Source organism: Streptomyces sp. NPDC042102 (assembly GCF_055582305.1).
The window spans coordinates 594403-614425 of the sequence record NZ_JBVJDL010000004.1 but is presented as its reverse complement, the minus strand read 5'-3'; the positions used below and the strand labels follow the sequence as shown (position 1 = coordinate 614425).

At 75.0% G+C, this 20023-nt stretch carries 18 protein-coding genes and 1 pseudogene; 8 read left to right on the top strand and 11 right to left on the bottom strand.

The window, feature by feature from the left end; all coding sequences use genetic code 11:
• Positions 1-46: 46 nt before the first annotated feature.
• The 4 genes from ACZ6KO_RS20840 to ACZ6KO_RS20825 all read right to left on the bottom strand — a co-directional run bounded on the left by ACZ6KO_RS20840 (position 47) and on the right by ACZ6KO_RS20825 (position 3748).
• Positions 47-658 (bottom strand): Rv1733c family protein, encoded by a 612-nt coding sequence (locus ACZ6KO_RS20840; protein ID WP_469305470.1) that lies wholly within the window; start codon positions 656-658, stop codon positions 47-49.
• 262 nt (positions 659-920) lie between these two features.
• Positions 921-1757, bottom strand: a complete 837-nt coding sequence (locus tag ACZ6KO_RS20835; protein ID WP_469305469.1) for an MOSC domain-containing protein — start codon at positions 1755-1757, stop codon at positions 921-923.
• A 59-nt stretch (positions 1758-1816) separates the two neighbouring features.
• Positions 1817-2326, bottom strand: a complete 510-nt coding sequence (locus ACZ6KO_RS20830) for a DUF6643 family protein (RefSeq protein ID WP_469305468.1) — start codon at positions 2324-2326, stop codon at positions 1817-1819.
• Between the two features lie 246 nt (positions 2327-2572).
• On the bottom strand, positions 2573-3748 hold the full coding sequence (locus ACZ6KO_RS20825) for a glycosyltransferase (protein WP_469305467.1): 1176 nt from the start codon (positions 3746-3748) through the stop codon (positions 2573-2575).
• Positions 3749-3909: 161 nt separating this feature from the next.
• Between ACZ6KO_RS20825 and ACZ6KO_RS20820 the strand changes: the two genes are divergently transcribed.
• The 7 genes from ACZ6KO_RS20820 to ACZ6KO_RS20790 all read left to right on the top strand — a co-directional run bounded on the left by ACZ6KO_RS20820 (position 3910) and on the right by ACZ6KO_RS20790 (position 11201).
• On the top strand, positions 3910-4695 hold the full coding sequence (locus tag ACZ6KO_RS20820) for a glutamate racemase (protein WP_401446324.1): 786 nt from the start codon (positions 3910-3912) through the stop codon (positions 4693-4695).
• Positions 4692-4817, top strand: coding sequence for a hypothetical protein (locus ACZ6KO_RS20815; RefSeq protein ID WP_469305466.1), 126 nt, complete (start codon positions 4692-4694; stop codon positions 4815-4817). The genes ACZ6KO_RS20820 and ACZ6KO_RS20815 overlap by 4 nt, the downstream gene beginning before the upstream one ends.
• Positions 4818-4932: 115 nt before the next feature.
• Complete coding sequence (locus tag ACZ6KO_RS20810) at positions 4933-6594, top strand: ABC-F family ATP-binding cassette domain-containing protein (RefSeq protein WP_469305465.1); 1662 nt, start codon at positions 4933-4935, stop codon at positions 6592-6594.
• 86 nt (positions 6595-6680) lie between these two features.
• Entirely contained in the window at positions 6681-7196 is a 516-nt protein-coding gene (locus tag ACZ6KO_RS20805) for a hypothetical protein (RefSeq protein WP_469305464.1), read from the top strand.
• A 30-nt stretch (positions 7197-7226) separates the two neighbouring features.
• Entirely contained in the window at positions 7227-8843 is a 1617-nt protein-coding gene (gene lnt / locus ACZ6KO_RS20800; protein ID WP_469305463.1) for an apolipoprotein N-acyltransferase, read from the top strand.
• A gap of 61 nt (positions 8844-8904) precedes the next feature.
• Positions 8905-9432 carry an NUDIX hydrolase gene (locus ACZ6KO_RS20795; protein ID WP_469305462.1) on the top strand — a complete coding sequence of 176 codons (528 nt, stop codon included), beginning with the start codon at positions 8905-8907 and terminating at the stop codon, positions 9430-9432.
• 95 nt (positions 9433-9527) lie between these two features.
• The gene (locus tag ACZ6KO_RS20790; RefSeq protein ID WP_469305461.1) at positions 9528-11201 is read left to right on the top strand and encodes an FAD-dependent monooxygenase; all 1674 of its coding nucleotides are present in this window, start codon (positions 9528-9530) and stop codon (positions 11199-11201) included.
• On the opposite strand, the gene ACZ6KO_RS20785 is transcribed toward ACZ6KO_RS20790, so the two are convergent.
• A complete protein-coding gene (locus ACZ6KO_RS20785; protein WP_469305460.1) occupies positions 11179-11955 on the bottom strand; it encodes a trypsin-like serine peptidase in 777 nt (258 codons plus the stop codon). The two genes, ACZ6KO_RS20790 and ACZ6KO_RS20785, sit on opposite strands and share 23 nt — an antisense overlap.
• 133 nt (positions 11956-12088) lie before the next feature.
• Positions 12089-13540, bottom strand: coding sequence for a glycosyltransferase family 39 protein (locus ACZ6KO_RS20780; protein ID WP_469305459.1), 1452 nt, complete (start codon positions 13538-13540; stop codon positions 12089-12091).
• Between the two features lie 105 nt (positions 13541-13645).
• On the opposite strand from ACZ6KO_RS20780, the pseudogene ACZ6KO_RS20775 reads away from it, so the two are divergent.
• Positions 13646-14764: pseudogene (locus tag ACZ6KO_RS20775) on the top strand (ATP-binding protein); the annotation flags it as partial.
• A gap of 90 nt (positions 14765-14854) precedes the next feature.
• On the opposite strand, the gene ACZ6KO_RS20770 reads toward ACZ6KO_RS20775, so the two are convergent.
• From ACZ6KO_RS20770 to ACZ6KO_RS20750, 5 genes are all read right to left on the bottom strand, one after another.
• Positions 14855-15448, bottom strand: a complete 594-nt coding sequence (locus ACZ6KO_RS20770) for a hypothetical protein (protein WP_469305458.1) — start codon at positions 15446-15448, stop codon at positions 14855-14857.
• Positions 15445-17052, bottom strand: a complete 1608-nt coding sequence (locus ACZ6KO_RS20765; RefSeq protein ID WP_469305457.1) for a serine/threonine-protein kinase — start codon at positions 17050-17052, stop codon at positions 15445-15447. Before ACZ6KO_RS20765 ends, ACZ6KO_RS20770 begins: the two co-directional genes overlap by 4 nt.
• A 77-nt stretch (positions 17053-17129) precedes the next feature.
• On the bottom strand, positions 17130-18383 hold the full coding sequence (locus ACZ6KO_RS20760) for a Tm-1-like ATP-binding domain-containing protein (RefSeq protein WP_469305456.1): 1254 nt from the start codon (positions 18381-18383) through the stop codon (positions 17130-17132).
• A 48-nt stretch (positions 18384-18431) separates the two neighbouring features.
• Positions 18432-18908 (bottom strand): NUDIX hydrolase, encoded by a 477-nt coding sequence (locus ACZ6KO_RS20755; RefSeq protein ID WP_469305455.1) that lies wholly within the window; start codon positions 18906-18908, stop codon positions 18432-18434.
• A 50-nt stretch (positions 18909-18958) separates the two neighbouring features.
• Positions 18959-19996: a cation diffusion facilitator family transporter gene (locus ACZ6KO_RS20750; protein WP_469305454.1), complete on the bottom strand. Its 1038-nt coding sequence runs from the start codon at positions 19994-19996 to the stop codon at positions 18959-18961.
• Positions 19997-20023 lie beyond the last annotated feature (27 nt).

Below are 20023 nucleotides of genomic sequence, written 5' to 3'. Positions count from 1 at the left end.
GTCGCCCGCCCCACCGTAGCGCGCCGGGGGCGGATGAGACGCCAGGTCAGCTGCCTGCGCCCGCACGGCCCCAGTCGGGTCCGGCCGCCGCCCACGCCCGGTCCAGCCGTATGTACCGCCGATGCATGAGCCGTCGTACGAACAGGCGCCGCACCGTGTCCGCCAGGGCCGCCGTGCCCAGCGCGGCCGCCGCACCCGCGACGACCGCGTAGAACACGGCGGTCGAGGCGTCGAGCGGGCGGCCGACGAGGCGGCCCGCGGTGTCCGTCCATATCCGGAACCGGTCGCCGGGACGCGGCGGTTCCTCCGCCGCCGGCACCGTGCCCTGGTGCGCGCTGCCGTCCGGCGCGGTCCACGCGGCCACGACCCGTGTCCGCTCGGGCCCCTGCCCCTGCCCCTTCCCCTGCCCGGCGGGGCCGGCGGACGCCGTGTCCTCCCGGTCCGCCGCCGGCCGGACCACGACCGCCGGCACCAGATACCGCTCCGTCCGCTGCTCGCGCACGGCCCGCTGCAGCGTGGCGTCCACCCGCAGGCCGGCCGCGCAGCCGACGGCCGGGGCGACCACCAGCACGCACACCAGCGCGGCGAAGGCCACCCAGGCCTCCAACCGGTCACACGCCCGGCGCAGCGGATTGCGCCGCCAACGCCACACTCCCATTGCCGTCCGCACGGTCGGGCACCCCCTTGCCTGACGTCTTCCTGCCGTCCCAGCCTCCCCATGCCCCGTCCACGCGCATACGGGGCCGTGCGGGGCCCCCGGTCACCCGATCCGGTGGTCAGCCGGAAAGGTGGGTGTACGGCGCCCCGACGAACTCAACGGTCCCGCCGGGTCCGCCGGTTCCCGCTCCGGGCCGGAGTTCCGCGAAAGGCCCGGGAATTCACCCGGCGGGATTCACGGGGCGGGATTCACTCGGCGGGACTCACTCCCGGCCCGCGGCCAGGATCCGTACCTCGTCGCCGACCCGGACCGTGCCCGTGCCCACCGGGATCAGCATCCGCCCGAACACCAGCTTCTTCCCGATGCGGCGGTGCCGCCCGAGCGTCTTGAGCGGCTCCCTGCCGCGCACGGCGGTGGCCTGGTCGGTGGTGGTGATGACACACCGCCCGCAGTTCTTGGGCCCGCGGAAGACGACGTCGCCGATGGCGATCCGCTCCCAGTGGTCCTCGTCCCAGGCGGTGCCGCCGGAGACGACCACATTGGGACGGAAACGATTCATCGGCAGCGGGCCCTCCTCCGGGTGGTCCCCCTGGGCGATCAGCGCGTTGAGCGCGTCCAGCGAGGCGAGGGTGGCCACCATCAGCGGGTAGCCGTCGGCCAGGCTGACGGTCTCGCCGGGCAGCGCGTAGTGCGGGTCGATGGGCCGGCGTACGGCCGGGTCGTCCAGGTGCACGAGACGGGCCGGGACCCCCAGGTACCGGCTGAACCAGTCGTGGGCGGCCGTGGCCGCGAGCACCGTCTCGACCTTCTTCCCGAACAGGTCGAGGGGTTCCAGCGGGCCCGGCCCGGGCACCTCGACCACCAGATCGGGCATACCGGGCGCGGACAGCGCGAGCGCGCCGTCCCCGAGCGGGCGGGCCGAGGCCAGGGCCATGCGGGGCTGCTGGCGCTGGGTCAGGGCCGTGCCCGAGGGATCGACCAGCGCCCACCGCCGGTCCCCGGACAGACCCCAGGGCTCCACGGCCACCTCGTCGGGGGCGATGCCCGCCACCGACTTGACGGGATGGACGTGGAGCGCCTCTACATGCAAGTTCGCCATGGGGGCATCCTGCCAGGCGCCCCCACCGACCTCCTACGCGTGCCGATCAGCGCCCAGGGTCAGTACCCCCGGCCCGGGTACTGGCGGCCGTACTGGTCCTGGTAGGCGGGGATGCCCGTGGGGATGCCGGTCGGCGCGGTCGAGGTCATCCCGGACGGGACCGGGGCCGGGGCCGCCATCGGGCGCGGCGCGGCCGGGCGCATGGCCTCGTAGCCGGTGTTCACCGCCACCGGGCGCGGCTGCTGCGCCTGCTGCGGGATGTACGGCGCGGGCGCGTGCTGCAGCGGCGCGTGGCTCTGGGCCTGCTGCTGGTACGGGTAGCCGTAGGCCGGAGCGCCCTGCGGGGCCGGGGACGGACCCGACGGCAGGGCCGGCAGCGCGGCGGGGAGTGCGGGCAGGTAGCCACCGCTCGAGTAGCCGCTGTGCGCGGGTTCGTAGGCGGCCGGCACGCGGATCGGAGCGATCTGCGGGGTACCCCGTTCTGCGACCAGGGAGTCGTAGATGGGGGTGTCCGGGAAGGAGGGCGCGGAGTAGTAACCGCCGCCATAAGTGGAGCGGGGGGAGGTCATGGGTCATAAGTTAAGCCCACGACTTCACCGGGTCCATAGCAAGGAGTCGTCAACACCGTCCTGACCTGCATATTCGCAGGTCAGAACCACACCTTTCACTTCACGTTCACGTGCACGATTCATCACTTCCGCCCCCGCTTGGGATGACTCGTACTCATGTGCCGAACCGTCCCTGACGCACTGTCACACCGCTGTGACCTCGGGTGATGCTCGTCTGATGAAGCGTCAGAGGCCCTCCTGCAGGATTCAGGCGTCGCTCGGGCGGGCATAGGTACGGCCCTTCCACGCGGCCCCGTGTCCCCGGTAGTGCCGGACGGCCGAGTCGACGGTCATGAGCAGGTACAGGAACGCGGTCAGGGGCAGAAGCGGAGCGAGCGCGGCGGGCTGTCGGTAGTGGCGCAGCATCGGCAGGTACGTCCCCGCCATCAGCAGCCAGGCGGCCCCGCCCGCCCACGCGGCGGCGGGCCGGTGGGCGGCCAGTCCCGCGAACAGCGCGACCGGGGGGACGAGGTAGACCAGCGTGAGGCCCGCGACGGTGCCGGCCAGCAGCAGCGGGTGGTGGCGCAGCTGCGCGTACGCGCTGCGCGAGACCATCCGCCACAGGTCCTTCAGGCCCGGGTACGGGCGGACGCTGTCCACGCGTTCGGCCAGCCCCAGCCAGATCCGGCCGCCGCACCCGCGGACGGCCCGGGCGAGCGAGACGTCGTCGATGACGGCCTGCCGGATCGACTCGGGCACGCCCGCGCGGACGGCGGTCGCGGTCCGCAGCAGGACGCAGCCGCCGGCCGCGGCGGCGGTCCGGCCGGAAGGCCGGTTGATCCGGCGGAACGGATAGAGCTGGGCGAAGAAGTACACGAACGCCGGTACGACGAGCCGCTCCCAGAAGCTCGCGACGCGCAGCCGGGCCATCTGGGAGACGAGGTCGAGGCCGCCGGAGGCCGCCGCCGCGACCAATTCGCGCAGACTGTCCGGTTCGTGGGCGATATCGGCGTCGGTGAGCAGCAGGTACTCGGGTTCGCCGGCGGGGTGCGCGGTACGGGCGTACGCGATCCCGTGCCGCAGTGCCCACAGCTTGCCCGTCCAGCCGGGCGCCGGGTCGCCGGGGTGCAGGACGGTCAGCGGCAGGCCGGGCTGCTCCCGGGCCAGCCGCAGGGCGAGCTCGCCGGTGCCGTCCGTACTGCCGTCGTCGACCAGGTACACCTCGGCCTCGCCGGGGTAGTCCTGCGCGAGCAGCGACGGCAGGCTGCGAGGGAGGACGGCCGCCTCGTCCCGGGCGGGTACGACGACGGCCACCCGCGGCCACCGGGCGGGCGCGGTCCGCGCGGGCAGCGTCACGTCGGTCCGCCAGAACATGCCCTGCCCGAACGTGAGCCAGAGCCAGACGGCGACGGCCGCGACGGCGGCCGCGGTGAGGAGCCCCATGGCGGCAGTCTGCCCACTCGGCGGCCCCCTGTCCCGCACCCGGCCCCCGCCCGGTGCGTCCGCGTGGCGCCACGGCCCGGGTCCGGGTCCGTCCCGGGGTCCGGCGGGCGGATGGCGGGGTCCGGCACGGGGAATCGGGGGGCGTCGACTAAGGTGACCAGGTGAAGATCGCCCTCATGGACTCCGGGATCGGCCTCCTCCCGGCGGCCGCCGCGATGCGGCGGCTGCGGCCGGACGCCGAGCTGGTGCTCTCCTCCGACCCCGACGGGATGCCCTGGGGCCCCCGTACGCCCGACGACCTCACCGAGCGTGCGCTGGCCGTCGCCCGGGCGGCCGCCGCGCAGGCGCCGGACGCGCTGATCGTCGCCTGCAACACCGCCTCCGTGCACGCCCTGCCCGCCCTCCGCGCCGCGCTGGAGCCCGGCATCCCGGTCATCGGGACCGTACCGGCGATCAAGCCGGCGGCGGCCGCCGGCGGCCGGGTGGCGATCTGGGCCACCCCGGGCACCACCGGGAGCCCGTACCAGCGCGGACTGATCCGCGAGTTCGCCGCCGGGGCCCGCGTCACCGAGGTGCCCTGCCCCGGGCTCGCCGATGCCGTCCAGTACGCCGACGACGAGGCGATCGCCCGGGCCGTCGCCGCGGCCGCCGAGCTGACCCCGCCCGACGTCACCGACGTGGTGCTCGGCTGCACCCACTACGAGCTCGTCGAAGAGCCCATCCGCGCCGCGCTCGCGCCGCGGACCGGGGGAGCCGACCTGGTGTTCCACGGGTCCGCCGAGCCGGTCGCCCTCCAGGCGCTGCGCCGCATCGGCGCGAGCCCGGAGCCCGGGCTGCCGCCCACCGGTGGCCTCACCGTCCTGCTCAGCGGCCGCGCGTCGCAGATCCCGGCCGCCGCCCTGCGCTACGCCGAGGGCCAGCTGCTGGCGGGCGTACCGGTCCGGTGACCCCCGACGGCCACGCCCTGGCGTCGCGGGTCGGTGCGGGGGAGTGGATGCGGACGGTGCCCGTCGCCGAGCTGCTCCCCGAGAGCTGCGTCCGGGCCGACCATCAGGTGCAGGTCGACTGACGAGACGAACCGTCTTGCGCGACGTCCCTCATGCGGTTATCTTTTACCCACGAAGCGAGACGGGACGTATCGTCTCGCTTGGATCCTCCTCTGCCGCCCACGAAGGGAACCGCGCTTGCGCACTCCACTCGCCGCCACCCAGATCGTCCTGTCCGAGGTCACCAAGCGCTACGACACCCACGTCGTCCTCGACCGCGTCAGCTGCACGGTCCGGCCCGGCGAACGGGTCGGTGTCGTCGGTGACAACGGCTCCGGCAAGTCCACCCTGCTCCGCCTGCTGGCCGGCCGGGAACGCGCCGACCACGGACAGGTCACCGTGCTCGCCCCCGGCGGGATCGGCCACCTGGCCCAGACCCTCGACCTGCCCGCCACCGCCCGCGTCGGCGACGCGATCGACCTCGCGCTCGCCGACCTCCGCGCCCTCGAACGCGCGATCCGTACCGCCGAGGCCCGGCTGGACCGGGCGGGCCCGGACGGACTCGCCGCGTACGACGCCTTGCTGACCGCCTACGACACCCGCGGCGGCCACGGCGCCGAGCGCCGGGTCGCGACCACGCTGCGCCGCCTCGGCGAGCGCGCCGCGCTCGACCCGGACCGCCGGCTGGGCACCCTGTCCGGCGGCCAGCGCTCCCGGCTCGCCCTCGCCGCGACCCTCGCCGCCGAACCGGAACTGCTGCTGCTCGACGAGCCGACCAACGATCTCGACGACGAGGCCGTCGGCTGGCTGGAGGACCACCTGCGCGCCCACCGCGGCACGCTCGTCGCCGTCACCCACGACCGGCTCTTCCTCGACCGCGTCACGACCACGATCCTGGAGGTGGACCACGACCGCCGCACCCTGCACCGCTACGGCAACGGCTACGCCGGCTTCCTGACCGCCCGCGCCGCCGAACGCGCCCGCTGGGAGCGGGAGTACGAGGAGTGGTGCACGCAGACCCGGCACGCCGAACGGCTCGCCGAGACGAACACCGTCAGCCTGGCCGGGATCCCGCGCAAGCTGCCGCGCGGCTTCAGCGGGGCCGGTGCCTTCCGGGCCCGCTCCCGCGCCCACGGCGCGATGGGCCGGATCCGCAACGCCCGCGAACGGCTGGAGCGACTGCGCGAGAACCCGGTCCCGCCGCCCCCGCAGCCGCTGCGCTTCACCGGCCGCTTCAGCGCGGGTGTGAACGCGAGCGCGATCCCGATCGCGGGCACGGGCGCCGACGGCGGCGTCGCCGTCGACGTGGACGCACTGGCCCTCCCCGGCCGCCTGGCGCCGGTGTCGTTCCGGCTCGGCCCCGGCGAACGGCTCCTGGTCACCGGGCCCAACGGGGCCGGCAAGACCACGCTGCTCCGCCTCCTGGCGGGGGAGACGGAGGCCACCCACGGGGCGTTCCGGGTACCGCCGCGCATCGGGTTCCTGCGCCAGGACGACCCCTGGGCGCACGAGCGGCGCTGTGTACCCGAGGCCTTCGGCCCGGAGTACGCCGACCGGGTCACCGCGCTCGGCCTGCTGACCCGGGCCGACCTGACCCGGCCCGTCCGCGCCCTCTCGGCCGGCCAGCGCCGCAAGCTGGAACTGGCGCGGCTCGTCGACACCCCGCTCGACCTGCTCCTGCTGGACGAGCCGACCAATCACCTCGCCCCGGCCGTGGTGGAAGACCTGGAGGCTGCCCTGGCCCACTACACCGGCACCCTCGTCCTGGTGACCCACGACCGCCGCCTGCGCGCCGCCTTCACCGGCCACCGGCTCGCCCTGACCCCGGAGCCGGCCGAGGCCGCGGTCCTGCACCGGTGAGCCCCGCCCGACCGCCGGGGCCCCGCGAGGCCCCGGCGGGGGCAGGGACGGTGGCGTGCGTGCGGAACGTGAGTACGCTGCTGAGCATGACGGATCACCCCCCGGGTCCGCTCTGGACCGGCCGTGCTTCCAACCGCGTGCAGTGGCTGCTCGCCGCCGCGGGTGCGGCGTTCGTCGCGCTCGGCATCCAGCTCGCCGTCGCCTCCACCTGGAATGCCGGGATCGTTCCCCTCGTGATGTCGGTCTTCGGCTGCCTGGCCGCCGGGCTGCTCGTCCTCTACGGCACCCTGGCCTTCGTCCACGTCGCCGTGACCATCGACGCCGAGACCATGGACGTGCGCTGCGGGCACATCGGGCTGCCCCGGCGCACCATCAAGCTCGCCGACGTGGCGGCCGCCGAGTTCGTCCCCCGGATCACCCCGCAGCAGTGGGGCGGCTGGGGCTACCGCTGGCGCCCCGAGAAGGGCACCGCCGTCATCGTCCGCCGCGGCGAGGGCGTGGAGCTGCTGCTCGGCGACGGCAAGCTGTTCACCGTCACGGTCGACGACGCCGAGAACGCCGTCCGGGTCATCCGTACGCATCTGCGCGCACTCGCGGGCTGAGTCCACGGGCCGGAGACGTACACTCCGCAGATGAGCAGCAGCGTCACCCGCGTGGACGAGAGCACCCCCAGCGCTGAGCCGGCCTCCCCCGGCGAACACCGCGCGCTCCGGGCCCTTCGCAGGCTCCGGGCCGTTCCGGCCGGCCTGCTGCGCGCCCTCCTCGCACCGCTCGCCGGTGTGCTCCTCTACCTCAGCTTCCCGCCCCGCCCCCTGTGGTGGCTCGCGCCGTTCGCCCTCGCCCTGCTCGCCGGCTGCCTGTACGGGCGCCGGGCGCGCGCCGGGTTCGGCCTCGGCCTGCTGGCCGGCCTCGGTTTCATGCTGCCGCTGCTGGTGTGGACCGGCGAGGAGGTCGGCCCGGTGCCGTGGCTGGCCCTGGCCGGCGTCGAGGCCCTGTTCATCGGCCTCACCGGACTCGGCGTCGCGCTCGTCAGCAGGCTCCCCGCGTGGCCGGTGTGGGCGGCGGCCGTCTGGATCGCCGGGGAGGCCCTGCGCGCCCGCGTCCCGTTCGGCGGCTTCCCCTGGGGCAAGCTCGCCTTCGGGCAGGCCGACGGACTCTTCACCCCGCTCGCGGCCGCCGGCGGCACCCCCCTGCTCGGGTTCGCGCTCGCGCTGTGCGGCTTCGGGCTCTACGACGCCGTGCGCCTCGCCCGCACCCGGCCGGACCGCGTCACGGCCGGCGTCGTCGTGGCCGCGCTCAGCGTGACCGCACCGGTCGGCGCGGCCCTCGCCGCGCGCCCCCTGGTCTCGGACGCGGCCGAGGACGGCACCGCCGTCGCCGCCGTCATCCAGGGCAACGTGCCGCGGCTCGGCTTCGACTTCAACGCCCAGCGCCGGGCCGTCCTGGACAACCACGCCAACCGCACCAGGCAGCTGGCCGAGGACGTCCGGGCCGGCAGGGTGCCCAAGCCCGACTTCGTCGTCTGGCCGGAGAACTCCTCCGACCTCGACCCCTACACCCAGCCGGACGCGTACGGCGTCATCGACGGCGCGGTCAAGGACATCGGCGTCCCCGTCGCGATCGGGTCCGTGCTGGAGCCGCCGACCGGTCCGCTGCGCAACTCCATGCTGCTGTGGGACCCCGTCGCCGGCCCCACCGCCACCTACGACAAGCGCAAGATCCAGCCCTTCGGCGAGCGCATCCCGATGCGTTCCGTCGTACGGATCTTCAGCGCGGACGTGGACCGGGTGCGCCGCGACTTCGGCCCCGGCAAGGAGCCCGGTGTCTTCGCCATGGCGGGCAGCCGGGTCGGGATGGTCACCTGCTTCGAGGCCGCCTTCGACGACGCGGTGCGCTCCACCGTCCGGGCCGGCGCCCAGGTGATCGCCGTACCGAGCAACAACGCCACGTTCGGCCTGAGCCAGATGACCTACCAGCAGCTGGCCATGGACCGGATCCGCGCGGTCGAGCACAGCCGGACCGTCCTCGTCCCGGTCACCAGCGGCGTCAGCGCCGTGATCCGCCCCGACGGCCGGATCGTCCAGCAGACCAGGATGTTCACCCCCGACGCCCTGGTCGCCGAGATCCCGCTGCGCTCCACCGAGACCCCCGCCACCCGCCTCGGCCCGCTGCCGGAGTACCTCCTGCTCGCGGTGGCGGCCGGGGGGCTCGGCTGGGTGCTGGCCCGCCGGATCCGCACCCGCGCCTGAACCCCCGCGTGCGGGCCCCGGACGGCGTCCGGGGCCGCGGCGGGGCCTTAAGGTCGGGGGCATGACCACGCCCGATTTCATCCTCAGGATCCGAGCCACGGCCGGGCACCAGCTCCTGGTGCTGCCCGGAGTGACCGCCATCGTCTTCGACGACCGGGGCCGGGTGCTGCTCGGCCGGCGCGCGGACACCGGCGCGTGGTCCGTGATCGGTGGCATCCCCGAGCCCGGCGAGCAGCCCGCCCAGACGGCGGTGCGCGAGGTCTTCGAGGAGACGGCCGTGCACTGCGTGCCCGAGCGGGTGGTGCTGGTCCAGATGCTGGAGCCGTTCACCTATCCCAACGGGGACGAGGTGCAGTTCAGCGACACCACCTTCCGCTGCCGGGCCGTCGGCGGCGAGGCGAGGGTCAACGACGCCGAATCGCTGGACGTCGCCTGGTTCGACGTCGAGGACCTGCCGCCGCTGCACCCCTTCGCCCTGGAGCGCATCCACCGGGCCGCGCGGGACGAGCCGACCTGGTTCGAGGCCCCGCAGGCCCCGGACGTCGCGGACCTCCCGCAGGTCCCGGCGGCCTCGCAGCCCGCCGACTGAGCCGATCGGGCGTACCCCGGGGCGGGGGCGTTGCGGGCGGGCACCGCCTGCGCGAGATTGATCGGCATGACGGATCAGGCCACCGGGAGCGCGGTATGCCCGTAGCGGACGAAGAGGTACCGGTACTGATCGTCGGGGGCGGGCCCGTCGGGCTGACCGCCCGCGCGCTGCTGGAACGCTGGGGCGTTCGGGCCCTGCTGGTCGAGAAGCACACCGAGCTGTCCCCCTTCCCCCGGTCCCGGCTGGTCAACGTGCGCTCGATGGAGGTCTTCCGCCAGCTGGGTCTCGCCGGCACCGTCGCGGCGAACGCGTTCGCCCCCGCGTACGGCCGGATCCGCTTCCGCGACACCCTGCGCGGCGAGGACTTCGCCACCGAGGCGATGGTCGGGGTCGCCGCGCCGGTGCCCGAGAGTCCGGTCACCGGTGTGCTCACCTCGCAGGACCGGCTGGAGCCCACCCTGCTCGCGGCGGCGCGGGCACCGGTGCGGTTCGGGACGGAGCTCGTGGAGCTCGCCGAGGAGGCGGACGGCGGGGGCGTCGTCGCGGTGCTCGTCGACCGCGCCACCGATGCGCGGACCCGGGTGCGCGCCCGCTACGTCATCGCCGCCGACGGCGCGAACTCCACCGTCCGCCAGCACCTGGCCATCGGCACCGCCGGCCCCGGGCGGCTGGGGGACTTCACCACCGTCGTCTTCGACGCCGACCTCGGCCAGTGGGGAGCCCGGCAGCCCGCCGGGGTCTACTTCACCCCGCTGGGCTCGTTCGGCCCCGTCCACCCCGAGGGCGGCTGGTTCTGGTTCGGTCCCACGCCCGAGGGCGCGGGGGACGCGGACTGGACCGCTCTCGTCACGCGTGCCCTCGGCCCCGACGACGGCGTACGGCCGAAGGTGCTGCGCGTCCAGCACTGGGCGATGAACGCCTTCGTCGCCGACCGCTTCCGGCACGGCCGGATCCTGCTGGCCGGCGATGCCGCCCACGCGATCCCCCCGATCGGCGGCCTCGGCATGAACACCGGCGTCGCCGACGTGCACAACCTGTGCTGGAAGCTGGCGGGCGTCCTGCGGGGGTGGGCCGGACCGGAGCTGCTCGCCACCTACGCCACGGAACGGGAACCCGTCGCCCACCGCACGCTGCGCCAGGCGGTGGCCAACGCCGAGCTGATGCTCGGGGCTCTGGCCCGGCGCCGCGACCAGCTCCGGTCGGACGACACGCCGTCCGGGCGGTTCGAGCTTCCCTGGGCGGAGCGGTACTTCGCGCAGCTCGGCCTCGTCCTCGGCGTCACCTACCGCTCCGCCGCCGTCCTCACCGACGGCGCCGCCCCGAAGGCGTCCGCAGCGGAGTCCGCGTCCGGGGCGGGGTCCATGTCCGGGGCGGGCGACGGGGGCACGGACGGGGGCACGGACTACGTCCCCCGCGCCGAGCCGGGCCACCGCATGCCCCACCTCTGGCTCGCACCCGACCGTTCCACGCTCGACGCCCTCGGCGCGTGGTTCACCCTGTTCACCCCGGACCCCGCCCGCTGGGCGCCGGCGGCCGGGGCGCCGTGGCCGCTGCGGATCGAGGCCCTGCCCGCGCCGTGCGCGGGGCCCGCCGGACTCGGCCCCGGCGGCGCGCTCCTCGTGCGGCCCGACGGCCACATCGGCGCGCGCTGGCCCGCGTACCCCCCGGGCGACACCCCCCTCCACCCCCTCCACGCGGCACTCACCGCGCTGACCTCCCTCACCACCGTGCCCGCCGGGCCCGCTGTCAGGCCTCCGGAGTCCCCGTGACCGGGTGGCCGGCGGCGGCCCGACGGTAGAGATCCTGCGCCATGTCACCCATGACCGCGCTGTAGGAGATGTCGGGGTCCGTGCCGCCGCCCTCGAAGCCGCCGAGCACCCCGGCCAGTGCCCCCTTCACCAGCCAGGGGCTGCCGCTGGTGCCGCCCGGCAGGTCCGGGCAACCGATCCGGCGCTGCGTCCCGCTCTCCATCGACGTGTCGTTGGAGCACGTCAGGGGGGCGTCGGCGGCACTGGGATAGCCGACGACCGTCACCGGCACACCGCCTGGCTGGTCGGCGGCGACCGGGAAACCGCCGACCACGTCCTCGATCCGCTTCCCGTCCAGCGGCGCGAGCGCGGCGAACGCGATGTCGGCGTCCGGGTTCTCCTCCCGGTCCCAGCTCGGGTCCTCGTACACGGCGGTCAGCTCCCAGACCCCGTACGGCGCCGAGCCGTCGCGGTAGCCGGGCGCGAACACCGTGTCCCCGGGGTCGTTCAGGCAGTGCGCCGCGGTGGCGATCAGATCCCGGCCGCCGCTGTGCACCACCGAGGCGGTGCAGAAGTGGCCGCCGTCCAGGCCACCCGCGAACAGCGCGCCCACCCGGGCCGAGACCGCGTCAGCCGCGGCCTGCCGGGTGACGCCCATCGGGGGAGTGGCCGCCGCCTCGCAGACGTCCAGCGTGAGCAGCGCGGACACGGTGGCCATCGCCAGGGCGATGCGCCCGGCCCGCCGGGCCTGTCGGTCGAACTCGCCGTGGATCATGTTCCGACCCTGCCGCGCGAACCTGTGACGCGGGGTTCCGCTTTCCTGGGAATCCCCTGTGAATCGAGGGACCGGGACCGGGACCGGGGCCGGGCATGGGACCGGGCGCGGGCCGCCCGGGCGGTGGCGCTCCTCAGCCCTTGCGGGTGTAGAGCGTCACGCGACGGCCCCGTTCCTGGCGGTCCTCGGTCACCGTGAAGTGCTCCGCCAGCACGGCCGTCTTCATCCGGTCTCGGGCGGCCGACACCGGCCTGGCCACCTTCACCGCGTCCGTCACCAGCAGGATCCGGCGCTGCGCGAGCATCGCGTCGCGGATCCGTGCCGGGTCCGCCTCCTCGCCCTTGAGCGTTCCCGACTCCACCGGGCCGACGGCCAGCGCGATGTCCGTCACCCCCGTGAAGGCCCGCGGCGAGACCAGCGCGGTGTCCCGTCGCGCCGCCGGGACGAACAGCACCGCGTCACCCGGCGCCTTCAGCCGTTCCACGATGCCGGCCGCCGCCAGCACGTCGTCCACCCGGCTGGCCGGAGCCCGCTTCGCCAGCGACTGCGGCAGCAGCGCCACCACCGCCACGGCCACCACCGCGGGCACCAGCAGCGCCGCCGCCCGCGGGAACCGCGGCGCCGCCGCCCGGACCGCCGCGGCCAGCCCCGCACCGATCAGCAGCGCGAGCCCGAGCAGGCTGAACAGTACGTACCGGTCCAGGAACAGCGGCTGCGCCAGCGACAGCCCGGCCAGCGCCAGCTGCGGCACCGCCAGCAGCGGCAGGCCGACCGCAGCCGCCGACAGCCGGCCGGCCCGCGGCCGGTCCAGCCACGCCCCCACGCCACCGATCGCCAGCAGGATCGCCGGCCCGATCATCATGTGCCAGGTCAGCGGCGGTATCCACGACACCTGGTCGGACTGGGTCCGGCTGAACAGAATCAGCGGCAGCGCCCCGGCGACGGCGGCGGCCGACGCCACCGCCCAGCGCAGCCACACCGCGCGCCCCGCCCGTACCCACGCGAGGGTCACCGCGTGCGCGGGCAGGATCAGCAGCGACAGCCAGTTCAGCAGCGCGCACCCCAGCACCGCGCCCGCGTACGCCGCCCAGCGCGCCCGCCCGCCGCGCCCCTCGAGCAGGGTCACCAGGACCAGCGTCGAGGCCCCCGCCCCGGCTGCCACCAGCGCGTACGGCCGGCCCTCCTGCAGGTAGAACTGCACGGCCGGCAGCAGGGCGAGGGCGAGCCCGCCGCCCAGGCCCGCCCAGAAGCCGGCCAGCCGCGACCCGATCGCCCCGACGCAGCCCGCCGCCACCGCCATGGCGAGCACCGAGGGCAGCCGGAGCGCCGTCGTACCCGCCCCGAACACCTCGAACACCCCGTGCATCAGCAGGTAGTACAGCCCGTGGACGGCGTCGACCTGGCCCAGCATGTGCCAGATCTCGGCCGCCGGCCGCGTGGCCACCTGCCAGGTCGCGGCCTCGTCCCGCCACACGCTGTCCTGCCGGGACAGCCCCCAGAGGCCGGATATGAGCGTCCAGAGGACCGGTATGAGCCACACCAGCCGCCGACGGGAGTTGGATATATGGGATATGTCGGAAGCCATGGAAGGGATCGGGTCCTCGGTGGGCGGCGCGGGCGGAAGCCACCAGTCTATGGACGACCCGGACGGTTTCCCGACCGGCTGTTGTGCAGGACGGAGCGTGATCGTCCGATCGGCGCGGCCCTCGCCTGCGTCTCGGGGGAGCGGGCCTGGGTGATGCGGATCGCGATCTCCTCCGGCTGGCGCGGCCGCGGCCTGGCCAGCGCCCTCCTCGTGGAGCTGGAGCGCCGGCTGATCGCCGCCCGCGTCGGGCGCATCGCGTACGTCCTGCCGGAGGAGGACCTGCTCGGCGAAGGCCTGCTCAACGCCGGCTACACCCGACAGCCCGCCGTCGCCTACTTCGAGAAGACCGAGCCGCTGCACGGGCCGGCGGCCGGGCTGCTGGACGACCTCGGCGGCCGCTTCCTCCCCGCCGGCCTGTGGGCCGAGGTGGCCGGGATGGAGAAGGAGAAGGACCTCATCGAGCGGCGGGTCGTGCTGCCGCTGGCCGAGCCCGAACGGGCCGCGCAGCACGGGGTCCGGCCGCCGCGAGCCATCACCCTCTTCGGCCCGCCCGGCACCGGCAAGACCACCTTCGCCCGCGCCATCGCCTCCCGGCTGGGCTGGCCCTTCGTCGAGCTGCTGCCCTCGCGCCTGGCCGACGAGGGCAACCTGGCCGCGGCCCTGCGCAGCGCGTTCGCCCGGATCGCCGAGCTGGAACGGGTCCTGGTCTTCATCGACGAGGTCGAGGAGATCGCCCCCGTCCGCACCGAGCCCGCCCAGCCCGGCGGCATCCACGGCGTGACGAACGAGCTGCTCAAGCTCATCCCCGGGTTCCGGGACGGCGACGAGCGGCTGCTGGTGTGCGCCACCAACTCCATCCGCTCCCTGGACCCGGCGTTCCTGCGGCCGGGCCGTTTCGACTACCTGATCCCCATCGGCACCCCGGACGCCGGGGCGCGCGCCGCGATCTGGTCCCGCTACGCCGCCGGCCGCGCGGGCGTCGACGTGGCGGCCCTGGTCGCGGCCAGCGAGCTGTTCACCCCGGCCGACATCGAGCACGCGGCGCGGATCGCGGCGCAGGTGTCCTTCGAACGGGACCTGGAGGCGGTGGCCGGGGCGGCGGGCGCCCCGCCCGGGGCGAGCACCGAGGACTACCTGGCGGCGGTGGCGCGCTGCCGGCCGACCGTGACCCCGGCGATGACCGGCGCCTTCGAGGCGGACATCACGGCACACGCCCGCTGCTGACCCGCGCCCGTACGCCCGTACGCGCGCACGCCCCGCGCAGCCGGGTCGAGGTCGACGCCGGCCGCGTCGTCATCCGGCTGCCCGGCCCCGTCACGGGGAGCAGCGGTACGTGAACTGCACGGCCGCCGTGCGCCGTACCGGCTCCAGCAGCTCCACCTGGGCCCGGGCCGCGTAGCTGCCCCGGCCCTGGAAGGTCCACAGCAGGTGCAGCCGGGCCTCGCGCTGGCCCCGCGTCACCCGTTCCGTCAGGTCCTCCGACCGGGTGCCGTCGCTGCGGACCCACCGGTAGGTGATCGTCCCCGGACGGCCGTCCGTGGTCACCACGGCCACCACGTCGGCCGTGGAGTCGCAGGCAGGCCCCTGCGCGTCGGTGCCGACGGACACGTCGCGCACCGCGACCGCGGGCCCGTAGCGCTGCCAGCCCAGATAGCACAGGACGCCGATCAGCACGACGGCGGCGAGCGCGTAGCGGCGCAGCCCGTACGCCCGCCGCCGGCGCGGGCGTACCGGCCCGGCCGGGACCGGGACCGGGAACGGCGGCGCCATCGCCGCGGTGACCCCGGGCCCGAAGCGCAGCACGGACCCCTCGACCCGGTCGGGGGCGACATCGGTCTGCGAGGGCTGCGGCGGGCCGCTGAACCAGTGGCTGCCCAGGACGGTCGCGCTGTAGTCGTCGTCGCTCATGTCAGCGTGCACCGCCTGGTCAGGATCTGGTCGCTGGAGGATTTGCCGCCGGCACTGACGCGTACGCCCCAGTAGCAGCCCTTGCCGGTGAAGGTGTGCGTCCGGGTGACCGGTGCCGCGCCGGCGCCGGTGTAGGTGAACGTCTCGGTGCCCTCCGCGGCCCCGAGCGAGCCCGGCGTGTCACCGGTGAACCACTCCACGACCACGGGGACCGGCCCGCCCTTGACGTCCACCGACACCGTCGCCTGCCCGGTGGTCACACCCGTCTGGCGCACCGTCACCGTGACCGACCCGACGACCACGGGCGGCGAGGGCGTCGTGGTGGTCGGCGTGACGGTCGGCGGCTTCGGCGACGGCCTGACGGTCGCCGTGGCGGTGCCACCCGGGTGCGGCGAGGCGGTGTACGGCGGCGAGGCCGTCGCCGTGGCGGAGGCCGACGGGGACGCCGACGCCGACGGCGACGCGCTCGGGGAGAGCGACGGCGACGGCCCGGCGGACGCGGACGGCGAGGGACCCGGCGCCGGTGACCCCGGCCCCGGCGGGGTCGGGGCGGTCGTCGCGAAGGCGCTCAGCGCCCCGCGCGGCGCCTCGCTCGCCGATGCCTGCGCCAGCACCAGCGCCGCACCCAGGATCAGCGCCACCCCGGCCGCCAGCCAGCCGCGCCGTCCGGGCGCCCAGCCCGCCCCGCCACCGACCGAGGTGCTCGCCACGGCCGTCGTCCCCGCCGCCGCCCCGCCCGCCGACGGGAACAGCAGCGGCAGCAGCGCGGCGAGCGCCGCCAGTTTGCGCTGGCCGCGCTCCTCCCAGTCAGGGCCGTACGCCGAGACGGCCACGCCCTCCAGCTCCGCCACGAACGCCTCGGCGTTCTCCGGGCGCTCCTGAGGCTGCTTCGCCAGGCCCCGCCGGATCAGCGGACGTACCGGTTCCGGTGCCTCGGTCTCCGGGACCGGCGCCTCGATGTGCTGCACGGCCAGCTCGGCGAAGTTCTCCCCCGTGAAGGGCTTGCGCCCGGTCAGGCACTCGAAGAACGTCGCGGTCGCGGCGTACACGTCGGCCGCCGGGGAGGCCGGCCGGCCCTGCCACTGCTCCGGTGCCATGTAGGCGGGCGTGCCGGCCACCCCCGGCGTGCTGCCGCGGTTCGCCGCGATGCCGAAGTCGACCAGCTTGGACGAGCCGTCGGCCGCGACCAGCACGTTCTCCGGCTTGTAGTCGCGGTGCACGACCCCCGCCCGGTGCGCCGCGGCCAGGCCCAGCAGCGAGCCCTTGAGCACGACCAGCGCCGGCTCCGGGTCCGTCCGCCCGGACCGGTGCAGCAGCGCGCGCAGCGAGATGCCGTCCACCAGCTCCATGACGATGGCGGCACCGGCGGGTGCCTCCACGTACTCGTACAGCCCCACCACGTACGGCGAGTGCAGCCCGCCCAGCAGCCCGGCCTCCGCCCGGAACTCCCGGACGAACGCCGGATCGCGGCGGAGGCGGTCGCTGAGGTACTTCACCGCCACCGGGGTTCCGGTCCCCTCGTGCACGGCGAGCACCACGCGGCCGCTGCCGCCCGATCCCAGTTCCCGCGTCTCCGTGTAACCGGGGACCGTCCACACCTTCATCTCCGCCCCCTGCGGTGGTCGACCACACCCAGGGACACGGATCGCACCGTGGCCGGTTCCCGACCCCGCGGACCGATCTACGCGGCGGCCCGCACCGCGCCGATCATGGCGTGCAGCCGGTCGGCCGCCGCCCGCCCGAACGCGGGGTCGTTGATGTGTGTGTCGTAGTCGTAGAGCCGTGCCCCGCTCCCGCGCAAGCCCTCGCGCAGGGCCGAGAAGAGCGCGCGGTCCGCGGCGGGGTCATGGTAGGGCCCGCCGGGCGCGCCGAGCGTGGACAGTCCACGCTTCGGGACGCACACGGCGGTCGGGCCGGTCGCCCCCTTGAGTTTCGACGCGACGACCCGGCCCAGTTCCGCGCACTCCGTCTCCGTCGTACGGATGACCGTGATCGACGGGTTGTGGACGCGCACCCGGCGGTAGCGGGCCTGCTCGGGCAGGGTCTCCAGCGGCCCGAACTTCACCATGTCGAGCGCGCCCAGGCTGACCACCTGCGGGATCCCGGCCCGGCCGGCGGCGGTGAGCCGGTCGGGGCCGGCGCTGAGGACGCCGCCGCACAGCTCGTCGGCGATCTCGCTGAGCGTCAGGTCCAGGACGCCCGTGAAGACGCGCTGGCCGGCGAGGGACTCCAGGGTGCGGCCGCCGGTGCCGCTGACGTGGAAGACCAGCACCTCGTAGCCGAGTTCGGTCAGCCGTTCACGGGCCGCGTCCACGCCGATCGTGGTCACGCCCGCCATGCTCGCCGCGATCAGCGGACGGGCGCCGGTGCCCAGCTGGGCCGGGCGGATCTCCCGCGAGGCGCGGGAGAAGCCCTTGGCCATGCCCGCCACCGCGTCGGCGGCGTTGGCCAGCACCGGCGCCGAGATGGTGTTGATCCCGGCGATGTCCACCACGCTGTACATCATCGTGATGTCCGAGGACCCGACGTACTTCGCCACGTCCCCGGAGGCCATGGAGGAGACCATGACCTTCGGCACGCCCAGGGGCAGGGCCCGCATCGCCCGGGTGGCGATGGAGGTGCCGCCGCTGCCGCCGATCGCGAGGACCCCGTGCACCCGGCCCTCGGCGTGCAGCCGCAGGAGGGTTTCCTCCGCGCCCTGCGCCATCGTGGTGACGGCCGCGCCCCGGTCGGCGGCCGCCCGCAGTTCCGACAGTTCCGTTCCCGCCGCCCGTGCGACCGCCTCGCGCGGTACGTCGGCGGGCACCCGGGGTTCGCCCATGATCCCGGTGTCGACCAGTATGACCTCGACGCCGGCGCGCAGCAGTCGCTCGCGCAGCCAGCCGTACTCCAATCCCTTGGTGTCCAGGGTTCCCACCAGCACGACGTTCGTCATGAATTGTAATGTGAACGCATCCGGGCCCGCTGGCAAGTCAAGGTCGGGTCAATCGTTCACCAACCCCAACAACCGGTCCAGAAAAGGGATTTGAGAGGAGATCAGGCGAGTTCGCGCCACCGGGGGAGCGAACCAGGCCACCCGGTCCAGTTCGGGGAACTCCTGCTGCCGGCCCGAGCCCTGCGGCCACTCCATGGTGAAGGTCCCCGGCACCATCCGCGCCGGGTCCAGATCGGCCTCGACCGCCCAGATCGTGACCAGTTTGCCGTTGCTCTGGAGCACCTCGCCGAGCGGCAGGTACGGGCCCTGCGGCGCCGGCAGCCCGATCTCCTCCAGGAACTCGCGGCGCGCCGCGTCGAGCGGGGCCTCGTCCTCCTCGTACTCGCCCTTGGGGATGCCCCAGCCCCCGGCGTCGCGGTGCGCCCAGAACGGCCCGCCCAGATGGCCGAGCAGCACCTCGACGCGGTCGGCCGTCGCGGGCCGGCGGCGGAAGAGGAGCAGGCCGGCGCTGCGCTTCTGTGTCATGCCTCCATCCCTGCCCCCGGACGCCCGCCCCGCAACGGCGGGGCGGCGGGTCAGTGGTGGTGCGGGCCCTCGTGGTGCACCGGACCGTGCGCCTGTGCGCAGTGCGGGTCCGCCGCGTCACCCGCCCGGCCGACCGAGAGCAGGGCGTCCTGCGCGTGGTCCACCTGCAAGGTGGTGTGGGTGATCCCGTACGCGTCGCGCAGCAGCTCCTCCAGGCCGCGGCGTACGGCGTGGCAGTCGCCCGCCGGTTCCACCAGCACGTGCGCCGACAGCGCCGCCTGGCCGGAAGTGATCGTCCATATGTGCAGGTCGTGCACCTCGGTCACGGGCCCGAAGGCGACCAGCCGGTCCCCGACCGCGTCCGGATCCACGTGGGCCGGCGCGGCCTCCAGGAGGATCCGGCCGGACTCGCGGACCAGCCCGTACCCCGCCTTGACCATCAGGGCCACCACGACGAGCGTGGCGATGGCGTCGGCCTGCACGAAGCCGGTGGTCAGCACGATCAGGCCGGACACGGCGGTGCCGATGAACGCGAACAGGTCGTTGAGGATGTGCTGGTAGGCGCCCTCGACGGCGAGCGAGCTGCGGTTCGCCCGGGAGATGCACCAGGCGGCCGCCACGTTGACGACGATGCCCGCCAGTGCCGTCACCAGCACCAGCCCGCCCTCCACCTGGGGCGGGTCGAGCAGCCGCTGCACCGCCTCGTACGCCAGCCACACCGCGAGCAGCAGCAGGGTCAGCCCGTTGGCCTGGGCGGAGAGTATCTCCGCGCGCTTGAGGCCGTACGTGAATCCGCCGCGCGCCGGCCGGGCGGCCAGCCGCATCGCGATCAGCGCCAGCACGATCGAGACGGCGTCGGTGAGCATGTGCGCGGCATCGGAGATCAGCGCCAGCGACTGGGCCACGATGCCGATGACGACCTCGACGGCCATGAAAGCGCCGATCAGCGCCAGCGCGATCGCCAGCCAGCGGCGGTCGGCGTTCGCGGCCACCCCGTGCGCGTGCCCGGCGTGGCCGTGGCCGTGGTCGTGCCCGCCGCCGTGGTCGTGCCCGTCGCCCCGGGCGTGCCCGTGGTCGTGTGCGCTCATGGCGTTCCCCCGTGTGTTCGGTTCCGT

Excerpts from the sequence above, each read along its gene's own strand:
- ACZ6KO_RS20785 (WP_469305460.1), bottom strand. The coding sequence starts at position 11,955 with ATGATCCACGGCGAGTTCGACCGACAGGCCCGGCGGGCCGGGCGCATC.
- ACZ6KO_RS20760 (WP_469305456.1), bottom strand. The coding sequence starts at position 18,383 with ATGACGAACGTCGTGCTGGTGGGAACCCTGGACACCAAGGGATTGGAG.
- ACZ6KO_RS20835 (WP_469305469.1), bottom strand. The coding sequence starts at position 1,757 with ATGGCGAACTTGCATGTAGAGGCGCTCCACGTCCATCCCGTCAAGTCG.
- ACZ6KO_RS20770 (WP_469305458.1), bottom strand. The coding sequence starts at position 15,448 with ATGAGCGACGACGACTACAGCGCGACCGTCCTGGGCAGCCACTGGTTC.
- ACZ6KO_RS20795 (WP_469305462.1), top strand. The coding sequence starts at position 8,905 with ATGACCACGCCCGATTTCATCCTCAGGATCCGAGCCACGGCCGGGCAC.
- ACZ6KO_RS20780 (WP_469305459.1), bottom strand. The coding sequence starts at position 13,540 with ATGGCTTCCGACATATCCCATATATCCAACTCCCGTCGGCGGCTGGTG.
- ACZ6KO_RS20840 (WP_469305470.1), bottom strand. The coding sequence starts at position 658 with ATGGGAGTGTGGCGTTGGCGGCGCAATCCGCTGCGCCGGGCGTGTGAC.
- lnt (WP_469305463.1), top strand. The coding sequence starts at position 7,227 with ATGAGCAGCAGCGTCACCCGCGTGGACGAGAGCACCCCCAGCGCTGAG.
- ACZ6KO_RS20805 (WP_469305464.1), top strand. The coding sequence starts at position 6,681 with ATGACGGATCACCCCCCGGGTCCGCTCTGGACCGGCCGTGCTTCCAAC.
- ACZ6KO_RS20825 (WP_469305467.1), bottom strand. The coding sequence starts at position 3,748 with ATGGGGCTCCTCACCGCGGCCGCCGTCGCGGCCGTCGCCGTCTGGCTC.
- ACZ6KO_RS20750 (WP_469305454.1), bottom strand. The coding sequence starts at position 19,996 with ATGAGCGCACACGACCACGGGCACGCCCGGGGCGACGGGCACGACCAC.
- ACZ6KO_RS20790 (WP_469305461.1), top strand. The coding sequence starts at position 9,528 with ATGCCCGTAGCGGACGAAGAGGTACCGGTACTGATCGTCGGGGGCGGG.
- ACZ6KO_RS20830 (WP_469305468.1), bottom strand. The coding sequence starts at position 2,326 with ATGACCTCCCCCCGCTCCACTTATGGCGGCGGTTACTACTCCGCGCCC.
- ACZ6KO_RS20765 (WP_469305457.1), bottom strand. The coding sequence starts at position 17,052 with ATGAAGGTGTGGACGGTCCCCGGTTACACGGAGACGCGGGAACTGGGA.
- ACZ6KO_RS20755 (WP_469305455.1), bottom strand. The coding sequence starts at position 18,908 with ATGACACAGAAGCGCAGCGCCGGCCTGCTCCTCTTCCGCCGCCGGCCC.